Below are 15615 nucleotides of genomic sequence, written 5' to 3'. Positions count from 1 at the left end.
GTCCAAACAAACTCTTATCATCATCTCAATTTTTATAACAATACTCTTTTGGACTAATGTTAGCTTATTTTGTAGTTAGAGATAATATGCAAGCTCAATCCAAAATTTATACAACAAAAAATGGAATTGAATATAGCTTGATAAACTCTACAAATGAAATACAAGGAAATTGGAAAGTTAGTAAGCTAGAACGTGCTACTGAAACTTATAGGGGTGGGAGTTTGAAATTTGAAAACAATCAAGTAAACTGGCAGTTTTGCAATATAAGTGGTGGTAAAGTTGAAAGTGTGAGTAGTGGAAAAATCGACATTCCGCAAGCTATGAGTACTTTGATGTATTGTGAAGAGCAAATTTTAAACGATTTAGACGGACTAGTTGCCGACATAAATTCAACTTACTTGGTTTCAAAAGATGGCAAATTATTACTTTTAGAAAATCCTAAGTTTAATGTAGTCTTTGAAAAGGAAAATTGATCATGTATGAAATTCCTGTTGAATTAAAGATTTTATATAAACACTGGGGCAAGCATACTAATTTTCGTTTGAAAAGTAACTACAAATTTCACAACAAACATCTAGAATCTGAACTAAATTATTTCGCAGAAGAAAGAATCAAAATTTGGATAAAAAAAGATATTTTGAAGTTAGAACAACCTTGTAGTAATGATAAAAGTTTTCAAATATTTGAACTTTGTAATACCTTATTTATATTATTCAATAATGCAAATTACAGCGAAAAGTAGTATAATTTTTATCTATTCTAATCAAAAAAGTTTTAACAATTATTAACCATCATGCAAACATACCAAGCATTACTCCAGAAATTTATCTCATTCAAAACAATATCAAACGATACAAATATGCATGTTGAAATGATAAATTGTGTAACTTGGCTCAAAGAACTATTTGATAACGCAAACTTTGATACTGAAATATGGTCAGGATATGGAAATGACATACTCTTCGCAAATTACAAATCAAAAAAACCTAATGCTAAGACTATTTTGATATACGGACATTATGATGTTCAGCCAGCTGATTTAACTGATGGTTGGGATTTTGAACCATTTGAACTACATGAAAGTGAAGATAGGCTTTTTGCTAGAGGTGTTATAGATGACAAGGGTCAACTTTTGATCCATATTTACACAATATTGGCACTACTCAACAAAAACCAATCCTTGGATTTCAATATAAAGTTTCTTATTGAAGGTGACGAAGAAACAGGGAGTGATAAACTTGAATCATGCATTATTCATGAAAAAGACAAACTCACTGCAGACATAGCAATTGTCTCAGATGGCGAACTTAGAGGAATTGATAATCCAACAATTTCAGGTGGATATAGAGGGTTTTTGAATATGAGTATAAAAATTTTAGGTTTAAAAAATGATTTACATTCTGGTATTTATGGAGGACTAATACCAAATCCAGCAATCTTCCTAACCAAAGCTTTGAGCGATCTTATCAACTGGGACAATAGCCTCAATTTACCTGGCTTCTATGAAGGAATAGTACCTCTCACTTCTTTCGAAGAGACAGCAACCTCTGAAAATATACCTACATTCGAAGAAATTTATGAATTAACCGGCACACCTTTCTTAGTCGGAGAACTGGGTTACAATTACTTGAGAAGGACAGGATTTCGACCTACACTGCAAATTTCTGGTATTAAGGCAGGGTTTGTTGAAGATGGTTATAAAAACATTATTCCTGCTACTGCTGAAGTGAAGTTAAATATCAGATTAGTTGAGGGTCAAAACGAAAGTAAGATCGGACGTCTTTTAGAAGATTACTTCTTAGATAGATTAAATGATTTCCATTTGACAATAGATGTAAGGGAGGGTGCTAATGCAACTAAAATTAATTTTGATAATAAATATTTTCCAGAAATTGAGCGTTGCATCTCGAATGTTTATAAAATTAAACCTACTATAAATTACTCTGGTGGTTCTTTACCAGTTTCTGGCTACCTAAAAAAACATATAACTGAGAATTTGTTCTTCCTGAATTTGGCAAATGAAGATTGCAATATGCATGGAGTAAATGAAAATTTTCACAAAAGATCACTGCAACTAGCTCTTAGCCTATCAAAAGAACTATTTACAAATATATTTCAATAAAAAAAATATACTTTTCATTATGTCAACATACACTCCAAACCAACAAATACTATCAAACTTTGCAAATTTACTAGTCAACTTTGCCTTGAATTCTGGCGAAGGCATCAAAAAAGGTGATGTAGTAAATGTTTTGATGAACGAACATGCGAAACCAATTTTATTTCATGTTCAAAAAGCTATTTTAGAGAGTGGTGGACATATGTTACTCACTTACTTACCAGCCGAACTTGAGAGGGATCGAGATGAAACTAGGTTATTTTTTGAGATTGCAAACGAAGAGCAATTGAACTTCTTTCCAGAAAATTATATACAAGCTAAGATCAATCTCATTGATCATCTTATCTTTTTTTATTCAACAAATGATCATCATTACTACGATGGTATAGATCAGACCAAGTTGGCAATAAGAAGTAAAGCATGGAAACCATATACGGACTTTAGAGATGACAAGGAACTGGATGGCAAGTTTACTTGGACTTTGACAGATTACCCGACGCCTGCAATGGCTGAAGCTGCGAATATGTCTCTTCAGGAGTATTGGGAACAAATCATCAAAGCATGTCACCTAGATTTAGATAAAGATGAATGCATTGAGAAAAATAAAGAGAGCTTAAATCAAATAACTTTACTGAAAGATAAAATAAATAGTTTAAATATAGATACCATACATATTACAGGGACAGATATGGACTTGACTGTAAAAATCGGTGAATCAAGAAGATGGCTTGGTGGAACAGGAAGAAATATTCCTAGCTTTGAAATTTTCACTAGTCCCGATAACCAAGGAGTTGATGGTTGGATTAAGTTCAATCAGCCATTGTATAGACTTGGACAAATAATTAATGGTATAGAATTGCACTTTGAGAAAGGAAAGGTTGTCAGATATTCTGCCAAAGAGAATGAAGAAGCGCTATGTTCAATGCTTGAAACTGATGAAGGAGCAAGCCGTGTTGGAGAAATCAGCTTAACAGACAAAAGATTTTCAAGAATTGATAGAATTATGGCTACTACTTTGTATGATGAAAACTTTGGGGGAGAATTTGGAAACACACACTTGGCAATTGGGAAAAGTTACAAAGATACATACTCAGGAGATTTCGCAGATCTAACTGAAGAGAAATCTGAAGAGCTAAGATTCAATCAGTCAGCGATACATGTAGATATCATGTCAACTACAAACCGCAAAGTTACTGCGATATTGAAGAATGGTGAAGAAATTTTGCTTTACGAAGATGGCGAGTTCAAGATACTATAGCGTTTTTGTCTATTAGCACAGGAAATTCATTTGAAATTCAAAACACATAATACAATGTTTTGACAAGACAAAGAAGTTTTGAATTTATTTACAAATCTATAGATAAGACAAAAGTTCCAAGTCTGTACCCAACAGTAGTTGGAGTTATTGAACACAAAATCAACTTTTACTTTTGATAAGTGAAAGTATACACTACATTGTTATCTTTACTTTCAATTTAGTATCTTTGGTGCTTAGATATCTACTGTTCTAGGAATATTTATGTGCTATAGATTGTATCTGGTAGTTTATAAATTTGCCTCAAACAAAAAGATTTTACATTTTGATTGTATTGATTTCGTGAGTGATGATCTTTATCATACAGAAGTTACCCAATTTACCTTATAGGAACAGTTGAAAGATAATCGTTTCGCAGTCCAACAGAATCGCAATAAGAACTTAGTTTTGACTTGTTCCCCCCTTTTCATATATATTATATATAAAGATATAGTCTTATATTTCTAATAGATAATTTTGGCTATTTTAAAACAAATCATTAAGAATGCTACAAATTCGAAATCTCTCAAAAACTTACAAAGTTGCAAAAGTTGAAGTTCATGCTCTTCACAATATAACTCTTGAGATTGAACACAATGAATTTATCGCAATTGTCGGACCTTCAGGTTCAGGTAAATCAACTTTGATGCAAATGATTGGTGGAATTGACAAACCGACTTCTGGAGAAATCTCGGTTAATGGAAAAAACATAGCAGAACTGAATGATTCTCAACTCTCAGAATATAGAAACCTGACAATTGGCTTCATTTTTCAAATGTTCTATTTGCAAAATTACCTTACAGTTTTGGAAAATATACAAGTTCCTTTATTTTTTAGAAATATTACTAAATCTACAAGAGAGCTAATGGCTATTGAAGTTGCAAAGCAAGTTGGGATTGCAGATAGGCTAAATCATTTGCCAAAAGAACTCTCAGGCGGTCAAATGCAAAGAGTAGCAATAGCGAGAGCTATAGTAGGAAAGCCACAAATCATACTAGCTGATGAACCCACAGCAAATATAGACAGAACAAATAGCGATGAGGTTATGAAACTCTTCAGAAAGATTCATAATGAAAGTAACTCTACAATAATAATTGTAACACATGATGAAAAAATAGCTGAAAGTTGTGATAGGATAATTCGAATTGAAGATGGAAAGCTAACTACTTGAAACTTAGTTAGCACGAATTTATTTGAAATATCAATAAAAAGTACTAATGTAAAAATGTGTTTGTCTGCACACTAAATAGTGAATTGGCTTAAACTTTATAAACTCAAAAATGACACTTTCTATAATTATTATTAATATTACAATAATTACATAGATTTTCAAAACTAATATGATGAAAATAAAGGATTCATTTTCTATATCAACAAAAAAATTCAAAACAAAAAAACTCTCCAATATATTTTCAGGGTGTATTGTAATAATTGGAGTATTTATATTGACCAGCGGAGTAATCTTGTTGAATTCTATCCAAAAAGTTATTGAAGATGCACTAAAAGATATAGGTGACAAAAAAGCATTGGTTGCAATCTCACGAGTGACTTGCAACAATCCCTATGAACTAAATAGTTTAGTACACAGTCAATATGAGATAGATACAAATGGAGACAACTTTCAATGTACAAATGTTCCTTTATCATTTAACGAGTTTTCTTTTTTAGGAAAATACAATCCTATTGCATTCTACGAGTCAACCGTCACTTTCATAAACAAAAACAAGCTTACAGAACAAAATCCAGATCTCGAAAACCATAATCTAGTAACAAATATATCCCCTAGATTTGATGTACTAAATATATATACCGTTGATGATAAAAAGGCTTACATTTCAGCTGGGTCATATTTGTATACATATGAGACAAGTGGAGTATATGGTCCTGAATGGGGCATAAAGATATATCCCGATAAAGTATTTTTGGAATCTTTCCTATTCAAAGGTCAAACTATCCAAGAAAATGAAAGTAGGATTTTAGATGCCATAATACCCGAAAAGCTTTTAGCTAAAATTGATCCAGAATACAGCAAACTTTACATAGAAAATTATACTAAACCAACAAATGGAGGCATACCTATGGAAGATCTGAGCTCGATTAAAGATAAAATAAGCATCTTAAACAAAGCAAAAGAACACAATATTGGTAGAGTTATGGATATTGCAGCATTAGTCCCAAGTACTATATCTTCAACAAGAGACAAGAATGAACAGGGCATCTCAAGTGAATTCGTTGATAGTTATGAAATTCTTGATAATAGATTTAGTATAAGGATAGTTGGATACGATAGTTCAGATGAAAGTCATATTTTATTATTAGCTTCACAAGCTAGGAATAATGAAGATTTTGAAAAGTTTCTAAAAGAATATACATTAACTTGGAACAAATATTATATTGAATTTGCAAATACTCAAAGCAAAGAAAGTTTTCTAAATGATTATAGATTGAATAATGATGATTTTGGTTTCTCTGACATGGATATTCAAACGCTCGGTAATAATGTAAATATGAATGGCAAAGAATATACCGTAGCGAATGTGACATCCAAGTTTACCAGGACGAAGCAACTTTTAGATATGATTGAGAGATACCCTGTTAGATATATCGGGACATTTTTTTTATCTATCGCAATGATATTGATATTCATTATCTTAATGAGGTCTGTAACAGAAAGTACAAAAGAAATTGCAATATTTCGATCTTTTGGCGCAAGAAGACTTGATATAGCTGCTATATACTTTTCTTATTCTATACTACTTGTCACTATAAGCTTTTGTACAGCAGTTGTTTTGAGCTATGTACTAATGGTATACTTAAACACATCTAATATAAAATATGTACTAGAATATGCATTAAGAGCATTACTGAAAGATACCCAACTTGGAAACTTTAGCTTAATAAGTTTTCCACTAGCGAAAATTGCTGTGATATATGGAATTACAATGATTATGACAATGTTCACATCATTTTTGCCAATAATGCGAGCTATGAAAATCCAACCAATAGTTGCTATAAGAAATGAATAGATTATTTAGAAACATCAAAAAGTTAGGCAAGAAAGAAAAGGTTACAAAAGCCTTTAAGTGGATAATGGCTATCACAGGAATACTGCTGTTAGCCGTAATTCCTCTACTTTCAGTTTTTGCAGGCTAATGAAGATTAGAAGCCTAATTCTGCTTTGACTTCATCTTTTGTAAAAGTTTTGGGCTTGTCGAACTTTTTGTCTTCAACTCTTTTTTTGAAGAACTTTGATTTTGAAGGACCTATCTTTTTTGTCTTGTCTTTATTATGACTATGGTTTTTAGCATATTTGTCATTTTCGTTATACTTTCTGAATGATTGTCCAAATCTAGGGTTTTTCATATCTGAACCTTGAGTTGATTCTTGAAGTTTGTTATCTTCAAAACTAACCTTTTGATCCTTCATTCTTTCGCTGAATGATTGCTTTGTTGAACTAAACTTCTTGTTTTTATCTACTTTCTTTTTATATGACCCCTTCAACGATCCTTTTGGAGGATTGAATGAAGTGAAATCAATTTGTCCCATTGTGGTATGACCCATATTTTTCAATCATCTCAATTTAGCTTGAGGCTAAACAAAGATCAATTATAAACATTGTTTTATGAAAAGAGTATATCGTAAAAAAAGAATTTTTTCAAAGTTACTTAAAGAAGGTACAAAGCTTGATATCAAAACACTTTCAGTTTCTCACCTGAATAAAACTAAATACACTCGTTTGAAAGAAAACTCAAATTTGTTAGAATAATTTTGATGAATTTGCAGACCCCAATATACAAACTTCCACTTATGAACACTGAGTCCGTTTCAGCCATGAACAGTATAGGTATATTTGATGCATTTGACTTATTGAAGTATTTTCCGAGAACATACATGGATACTAGAAATGTAAAAAAAATTAAAGATATTGAAGAAGACGAGAATTGCTCTTTCATTGTGAAAGTTACGAATAATAAGCTCATTCGCACAAAGTACGGAAAAAGTTTTGTACTTACACAAGTAGAAGATGAAGACTATTCAAAGGCTGAAATATATTGGTTCAATCAAACTTTTATGTTGAAGGCTTTGGAAGTAGGGGAATACTACATAATGTATGGGAAACTAGCAAAAAACTCAACATTGAAATTAATTAAATTGCAAATCTCAGAATTTGAGAAATTGAAAGATGGTAGAAAATCAATGCATTTAGCAAAAATTACTCCAATATATAGAGAAACCAAAGGTATTTCAAGTAAACTTATCAGAAGCAAGATTCTTTATATATTGAAAGAATTAAGTATAAACGAATCAACTATACTTTCTAAGGCAAACATTATTCCAGATCATCTAAGCACACAAGTCAGGATTGACAATAATTTGATTAATTATCAAACAGCGATCTCAAACATTCACTTTCCCAAGAGTTTCGATATGCTTGATAAAGCAAAAAGGAGATTAGGCTTTGACGAGATATATCACATTCTTAAAAAAGCATATGAGCTGAAAAGCGAGAGAACAAAAATACAGGCAGTCAATATAAAGTTTAGTAATAGTAATTTTGAGAATTTGAGTGTAAAAGAATTTTTGTATAATTTGGATAATTATATAAACTTACCTTTTCAACTAACAAAAGACCAACAAACCTCACTAGAAGAAATATTGACAGATATAGCTAAGTCAACCCCGATGAGCCGTTTACTGCAAGGAGAAGTAGGTAGCGGAAAGACTATATTGTCTGCTATAGTTTCGTTTTTAGTACTTCAAAACTCACTGGATGTAGCTTTTTTATGCCCAACAACTTTGCTTGCTAAACAACATTATGAGAGTTTTGTCAAATTCAAAGATGCCCTGAAATTTAGCTTTGACTTTGATATAAATCTTGTAACTAGCATTGTAAGTAAATCTAAAGTTAGTAAGATTGACAAAAAAAATGACAAATCTAAAAGAACTCCAACTCTTTTCATTGGAACTCATGCAATTTTGTATCAAGCAGAAGAGAGACTGTCTAATGTAGGACTAGTTATCATAGATGAACAGCATAGATTTGGTGTAGAACAAAGAGAAAAACTTTTGAAATTTGAAAAAAATGGAAACCAAAATAGTAAAAAGTTTGTTCCTCATTACCTTATGATGACTGCAACTCCGATTCCTCGTTCAATTGGAGAGGTTTATTTTGCTGACCTTGATATCTCCAGAATCAATTCCCTACCATCAAAAAGAATACCAATTAGTAGCTACGTTGTGCCTGAAAACAAAAGAGTTGATTCATATAGTTGGATGAAGAATGAACTGCAAAATGGTGGTCAAGCATATATTATATGTCCGATTATTGAAGAATCTGAAACTTTGGATCTAAAAAATGTCAAAAAGGAATACGAGGTAATCAAAGGTGAGTTTGAGAATTTCAAAGTCGCTCTATTACATGGAAAACTGAAGGAGTCCGAAAAACAAGATATTCTTGAAAGGTTCAATGACCAACTTATTGACATCTTGGTAACTACACAAGTCATCGAAGTAGGAATTGACATACCGAATGCAAACATTATAGTTATAGAATCTGCAGAACGATTTGGACTTGCTCAACTTCATCAATTGAGAGGTAGAGTAGGTCGGGGAGATCGTAAATCTTATTGCCTCTTGTTCAAAACTCCATCTAATTCGACTCAACCTGCAGATGATTTTGAAATTTCCGAAAAAGAACAGATTCAAAATCTTCGTTTAGAGTATTTTTCGAATCATTCTAATGGGATGGAGCTTGCAGAATATGACATGCTAAATCGTGGAGTAGGGGACATCGCAGGCCTTGAACAATCTGGAATTCCAAAGTTCAAATTTGCAGATATCATGGATTTAGAATTAGTCAAACAAGTCAAAAAAGCGATTAAGAATGAATAGTGTGATAACTTTCTGTAATTATGATTAAGGTGGACTTAAATGACTCAATATAATTTATAATGCCATATTATTGAAAATAATATTTATCTAACTTTTGCAAATATCCGTCTAGCAATAAATATACTCAAAACTGCTATAAATGTTGGAACTAACAGATCGGGTAGTGAATTTTCTCCCAAAAAATACCTCAAGAACGCATATCCAGTTGCTACAATGGAAATCAAGAATCCCAGACATTTCATTTCACTCATGACTATAAATCCTATCACAAGTATCAACAGTACATATTCATTTGGCGTGTCCAAAACTTTCCATTGTAGTATTAGTGATATCAAACTCGATGAATGGTCACCAAAAATGAAATAGGTATACAACCTTGACAGTAACAATGACAATGGAACTGCCAACAAAGCTAGGATAGATATCTTCAAAGTTTTTTTTATGATAGAATAGACAAATATCAAAAGCACTACACCGACAATGGCAATCCATCCATTCGTTGATACTAAACTTGTAATTTGTTCAAGAATTTGTGTGACATTCATATACACATTATTTCAATATTGTTAAATGAATGCAATTATAAATTGACCATACCAAGAAAACCTGTCAAAGGTATTTTTATTTAATTATGATAACGAAAATAATGGACACAGACAACCTCGAAAAAGTCATGAAATATAGCTGGAATCTGAACCTACTATTTGACTCATATAACGATCCAGCTATTGATTTGGAATTAGAAAATTTGCTCAAAGGTTCTTCTGAATTTAAAGATAAATGGCATTTATACTTTGCAGAAAACACGAAGTATTGTTTGGATAGTGTGTTGGAATCTATCTTGGATTATGAAGCATACATATCAAAGTTCGGCATCACAAAAGCAGAACTTTATGCAGCTTTATTTTTGGAATTGAATCAAAATTCCAACGAAGCAAAGCTCTTGGACAAAAAGGTAGAAGCTACAAGAGAAAGAGCAAACAACAATACGATTTTTTACTTGCTTGCTATTTCTAGATTACCAAAGGAAGTTCAAATACAAATTTTGAATTCATCTGCATTTGCGAAATGGAAACACTTTTTGAACCGCTGTTTTACTGAAGGCGAACATTTGTTGAGTGAAAAAGAAGAGAAAGTATTGAATATGAAAGAATCCACTAGTAGGACAAATTGGATCAAGCTTACTACCGAATTAATTGATAACGAAGAGATGATAAGTTTGGATGAGTCAAATCAAGAAGTAAAAATGCCTTTCAATACTTTATTAAGTTTAACGACCTCAACGAATAAATCTGCCCGTGAACTTGCCATCAAAAATGTAGTTCAAATATTTGAGAAACATTCCAGTGTTGCTACAGCAGAGTTAAACTCAATTTTGCAAGACAAAGCGTCAACTGATGAACTGAGAAATTTTCAATTTGTTGATCAAGAGAGAGTTTTGGATGATGATCTTGAGAAAGAAATTGTCGATACATTGATTCAAGTTGTAAGTGAAAATTTTGATATTTCACAAAAGTTTTATAAATTGAAATCGGAATTGCTAGGCAAAGAAAAATTGGAGTATCCTGAAAAATCGATACCTATATCTGGAGTAGCTGATGAAACTTACGATTATACTGAAGCTTGCAGAATCGTTAGAAAAGTATTTGATAATCTTGACAGCGAATTTACAGAGATCTTTGATGATTTTCTAGACAGTTCTAGGATAGATGTGTATCCCAAAAAGGGTAAAGGTGGAGGAGCATTTTGCATGACAACCACTCCAAGTTTACCTATATGGATCATGCTAAACTACACAGGCAAACAAAGAGATATTTTGACTATAGCACATGAAATGGGTCATGGGATAAATGGTACTTTCACAAATCGTAAATACACAGACGACCCTTTGAATGCAAGTCATAGTACATGTACAGCTGAAGTTGCTTCAACTTTTTTTGAAGACTTTGTACTTGAAGAAATGAAAAGTACTCAAAAGCCAGAAGAGCTACTCTCTCTCAAATTTAGGCGACTAGATGATGAAGTTTCTACTATTTTTAGACAAATAGCTTGCTATAAGTTTGAACTAGAATTAAATGAAACTTTTCGTCGTACAAAGTATCTCAGCAACGAGGATATTGGCAGTATTTTCAAAGAGCATATGAAATCATATCTTGGAGAAAGTATAAATCTTGAAGGTTATGAGAACTTCTGGATACATTGGTCACATATTCGGATGCATTTTTATGTTTATAGTTATGCTTTCGGCCTTCTTGTTAGCAAGATTTTACAAGCTAAAGTCAGGGAGAATAGGCAGAATATACAGATGATCAAAGAATTTTTGAGTGCGGGTTCTGATAGATCGCCTAATCAGATACTTTTGGGATTAGGGATTGACTTAAGGGACAAAGCCACATGGGCAGTTGGACTCGAACAGATAAGGGCTGATGTAGAGTCTATTGACTTGTAGTGGATTTGTTACTAGTTTCACATCACATTTGCATTCATTCTACCATAAATATAGCCAACCCACAAAACCTACTCAATCAAGAATTTTAATATGACTGATTTGTCTAAATCTCATAAAGGGTCATGTTACTAAATTTAGATTACGTTAGATTATTCCTTCTATTATCATTTTACCCAATCAAGCCTTTTCATAATTAAATTTATAACCTTTGACAAGTACTAATACCTATAATACTGATCAACTAATAGTTATATCACTATACCAATCAAGCTGAAAATAAATGCATTTAATTGATCAATGCGATAGTTTTACTCATGAATAGATTTCTGTACTTGAAGTTATTTTCAAAAAGTCTCAATATAGATGTTATGATGGAGATTATAATGACCTCTCTAAAGATAGTTGAGATGGTTATCTCTAAATTAGCTGGATATTGTAGTTTAATCGAATTGAACTTCAAAAATTAGAAAATAAAGTTTACAATTCTCAAAACAAGGTTTTCACTTCCTGTATCTACCAAAACATTTGATTTAGTATAATTCTGTGGATCATAGTCTTGCACACCTCCAACTTCTCCATTATCAATTATACTACCTGAACTCGTAGATCTAGAATTTGAGGAACTTATAGATGATGTCGTCGAAGTGTCCGAAGATACTATGCTTGTAGCTGAGCTTGTTGAACTAGATGTATTTGAAATTGGGCAAAACGACTGATCAATAGAACAATAGCAATCGTCTTTATCCAGCTGACCATCACGATTTGAATCAATTGCAGGAATTATATCCTGTATGACTACTTCTGGGAATGCTTCACAAGGATGTTGAGTGTGATCGTTTGTACCTTCTCCATCTATAGAATCATTGTCAACTTCAATTAAGTTGAATCCACAACTTCCATATACATTAGAATTATTTACATGACAAATCCAAGTCTTGTGATCGTCATTACTCTTCCCATATACGATGTCTAGTGGTCTTAAAAAACTAAGGAGCATCAAAAATACAAATAAATTTAGACCAAAAAGTATTGGCATACCTGAAAAATTGCGTAATTTATTTCTGATCATAAAGATATAAACTACAGATATAACTTGGGGTATTATCTCGGTAGAGATGAGTTATTGTATTTAAATTATAACATACTTATGCAACTTGGCAATATATCAGGAGAAAGTACCTAATCTTGGGATTATAAGATGCAAATTGAAAGAGTTTGAGTTATAATCAAATTTGTAATTTGAGTCAAAAATATGGATACAAATACCCAAACACAAACAAACACAGAAAAAGGCATCATACAAACTTCAATCGTTGATGAAATGAAGAAAAGTTATATAAACTATGCTATGAGCGTCATAGTTGCCAGAGCTCTTCCAGATGTCCGAGATGGTTTGAAACCTGTCCAAAGAAGAATTTTATATGCAATGTGGAATTTAAATATGATGCCGAAGACTGCATACAAGAAATCAGCTCGTGTCGTTGGAGATGTAATTGGTAAATATCATCCACATGGAGATACTGGAGTTTATGATGCGTTAGTGAGAATGGTTCAAGATTTTTCACTGAGGTATCCACTTATAGATGGCCAAGGTAACTTTGGCTCAATTGATGGTGATGGAGCAGCTGCTATGAGGTATACTGAGGTTAGAATGGATGGAAATGCTGTACCAATAATTTCTGAAATTGATGATAAAACTGTTGATTTTGGACCAAATTATGATGGAAATTACGAGGAACCGTTGGTATTGCCTGCAAAATTACCAAATTTACTTTTGAATGGTGCAGAAGGAATTGCAGTTGGTATGGCAACAAAAATACCACCACACAATGTTTCTGAACTTCTTGCTGGGATTATAGCAACTATCAAACAAGGTAAAGCCTTCACTCAAGATAGTTTTGATGAAAACTACGCAAAAGGTATCAAAGTTACTTCTGACTTAGAGAAACTGAGTAATAGTCGGTATCACAAATTTGATTCAGAAATTACTATTGATGATCTATTTCAAGTAATTCCAGGACCTGATTTCCCAACTTCTGGAGTTATATATGACGCTCGTGAAATCAAAAACATGTATGCAACTGGTCGTGGAAGAGTTCTGATGAGAGGAATCGCAAAAATAGAAGAGAACAAAGGTGGAAAATTTGAAATAATCATAACAGAACTTCCATATCAAGTAAATAAAGCTCGTTTAGTTGGAAGAATTGCAGAACTAGTCAGAGAAAAGAAAATTGAAGGAATTTCGGACATACGAGACGAAACAAACAAACTTGGAATTCGAGTTGTGATTGAACTGAAAAGAGAAGCTAAACCAAAAGTTATTTTGAATAATTTATTCAAATATACTGAACTTCAAAAAACTTTCAATACAAATTTACTTTGTTTAGTCAGAAATGAACCAAAAGTTTTGAACTTGAAACAGTTTATGGAATTGTTTGTAGAACATAGACAAGAAGTTGAAGTCAGGAAACATGAATTTGAACTTGCAAAATCACAAGAAAGAATTCACATCTTGGAAGGTTTGATGATTGCTTTGAGTCATCTTGATGAAGTTATAAAAATAATTCGAAATGCCGAATCAGCTGAAGTTGCGAAAGGTCAGCTTATGCAAAAGTTTGAGCTAAGTGAAATTCAAGCAACAGCTATTCTTGATATGCAACTAAGAAGACTTGCACAACTTGAAAGAGGCAAGATTGAAGATGAATACAATAAACTCAAAGCAAGAATTGATGAAATCATAGAATTACTTTCAAAACCCGAAAAATTGTTGAGATTAATTTTGGTAGATTTTGAAAAACTTGCAACAGAATTTCAAGATAAAAGGAAAACGAAAATTATCAAAGGAACACTTGATGTCATGAGTGAGGATGAACTTATTCCGGAAGAAAAAGTTATAGTTACACTTTCAGAACAAGGATATATCAAAAGAATGAAAAGAGATACTTACCAAGTTCAGAATCGTGGAGGAAAAGGTAAAGTAGGTATGGAAGTTCGAGAAGAAGATGCGGTTTTACATATACTTTCTTGTTCAACTCACGACTATGTGATGTTTTTCACAAACAAAGGCAGAGTATTTGAAACGAAGGTTTATGATATACCTGAGTTTGGTAGAACTGCAAAAGGTCAGAGTATAGTAAATGTAATAAATCTTGAAGTAGGGGAAAGAGTTACTTCAATGCTAACTCATAGTAATGGCAAATTTGTAGATGAGGATATAACTCAAGAAGGTGAAGAAAAGGTTGAGGCTAAAAAAGATTATAAATTTTTGTTTTTTGCAACAAAGTATGGAACTGTCAAGAAAACTTCAATTGAAGAATATGAAAGTATAAGACAAAATGGTTTAATCGCTATCAAGCTTGACAAAGATGATGAACTAGTTTGGGTGAAACCAACAACAGGCACAGATACTTTGCTACTCGTGACCAAACTTGCGAAATCGATACATTTTCAAGAAAAAGATGTAAATCCAACAGGCAGATCCAGTATGGGAGTTATAGGAATCCGCTTTGCAAAAGAGGGTGACGAAGTGATATCTATGGATATAGTTCGAACTCTTGAGAATGTTATGCTGACAGTTACTGCAAATGGCTTTGGAAAGATCACCCGATTAGATGAATTCAAAGTACAAAATAGGGGAGGAAGTGGAATTTTTGCTCATGATGTAGATACAAAAACAGGCAATTTAGTAGCTGCTAGGATAATGGATCATCCAGATAAGGAGCTACTTATCACTTCTGAACTTGGGCAAATGATAAGGATACCACTAAAAGGTCTTCGAGAGTTAAATAGGCAAACAAAGGGAGTTCATCTGATAAGACTGGCTGCAGGGGACAAAGTTGCGGCAGTAGCTGTAGTGTAAGA

General features: G+C 32.5%; 11 protein-coding genes. 8 read left to right on the top strand and 3 right to left on the bottom strand.

The window, feature by feature from the left end; genetic code table 11:
* Nucleotides 1-86 precede the first annotated feature (86 nt).
* The 5 genes from IPJ91_01075 to IPJ91_01055 all read left to right on the top strand — a co-directional run bounded on the left by IPJ91_01075 (nt 87) and on the right by IPJ91_01055 (nt 6439).
* Nucleotides 87-473 (top strand): hypothetical protein, encoded by a 387-nt coding sequence (locus IPJ91_01075; GenBank protein QQR93733.1) that lies wholly within the window; start codon nt 87-89, stop codon nt 471-473.
* Between the two features lie 320 nt (nt 474-793).
* Complete coding sequence (locus IPJ91_01070; protein ID QQR93732.1) at nt 794-2122, top strand: M20/M25/M40 family metallo-hydrolase; 1329 nt, start codon at nt 794-796, stop codon at nt 2120-2122.
* Nucleotides 2123-2141: 19 nt separating this feature from the next.
* Complete coding sequence (locus tag IPJ91_01065; protein QQR93731.1) at nt 2142-3377, top strand: aminopeptidase; 1236 nt, start codon at nt 2142-2144, stop codon at nt 3375-3377.
* A 541-nt stretch (nt 3378-3918) separates the two neighbouring features.
* Nucleotides 3919-4584, top strand: coding sequence for an ABC transporter ATP-binding protein (locus IPJ91_01060; protein ID QQR93730.1), 666 nt, complete (start codon nt 3919-3921; stop codon nt 4582-4584).
* Nucleotides 4585-4753: 169 nt separating this feature from the next.
* The gene (locus IPJ91_01055) at nt 4754-6439 is read left to right on the top strand and encodes an FtsX-like permease family protein (GenBank protein ID QQR93729.1); all 1686 of its coding nucleotides are present in this window, start codon (nt 4754-4756) and stop codon (nt 6437-6439) included.
* 133 nt (nt 6440-6572) lie between these two features.
* Here the strand turns inward: IPJ91_01055 and IPJ91_01050 are convergent, their stop codons facing one another.
* Nucleotides 6573-6974 (bottom strand): hypothetical protein, encoded by a 402-nt coding sequence (locus tag IPJ91_01050; GenBank protein ID QQR93728.1) that lies wholly within the window; start codon nt 6972-6974, stop codon nt 6573-6575.
* Nucleotides 6975-7220: 246 nt separating this feature from the next.
* Here IPJ91_01050 and IPJ91_01045 point away from each other — a divergent pair, with 246 nt between their 5' ends.
* A complete protein-coding gene (locus tag IPJ91_01045; GenBank protein ID QQR93727.1) occupies nt 7221-9305 on the top strand; it encodes an ATP-dependent DNA helicase RecG in 2085 nt (694 codons plus the stop codon).
* 83 nt (nt 9306-9388) lie between these two features.
* Here IPJ91_01045 and IPJ91_01040 read toward each other — a convergent pair whose 3' ends face one another.
* Nucleotides 9389-9850, bottom strand: coding sequence for a hypothetical protein (locus IPJ91_01040; protein QQR93726.1), 462 nt, complete (start codon nt 9848-9850; stop codon nt 9389-9391).
* A gap of 101 nt (nt 9851-9951) precedes the next feature.
* Here IPJ91_01040 and IPJ91_01035 point away from each other — a divergent pair, with 101 nt between their 5' ends.
* Complete coding sequence (locus tag IPJ91_01035; GenBank protein QQR93725.1) at nt 9952-11754, top strand: M3 family oligoendopeptidase; 1803 nt, start codon at nt 9952-9954, stop codon at nt 11752-11754.
* Between the two features lie 463 nt (nt 11755-12217).
* Here the strand turns inward: IPJ91_01035 and IPJ91_01030 are convergent, their stop codons facing one another.
* Complete coding sequence (locus tag IPJ91_01030; protein ID QQR93724.1) at nt 12218-12790, bottom strand: hypothetical protein; 573 nt, start codon at nt 12788-12790, stop codon at nt 12218-12220.
* A gap of 216 nt (nt 12791-13006) precedes the next feature.
* On the opposite strand from IPJ91_01030, the gene IPJ91_01025 reads away from it, so the two are divergent.
* Complete coding sequence (locus IPJ91_01025) at nt 13007-15613, top strand: DNA gyrase subunit A (GenBank protein ID QQR93723.1); 2607 nt, start codon at nt 13007-13009, stop codon at nt 15611-15613.
* The last annotated feature ends 2 nt before the right edge of the window (nt 15614-15615 follow it).

Source organism: bacterium (assembly GCA_016699595.1).
Taxonomy (GTDB): Bacteria; Patescibacteriota; Dojkabacteria.
This window is presented reverse-complemented; position numbering and strand designations above follow the sequence as displayed.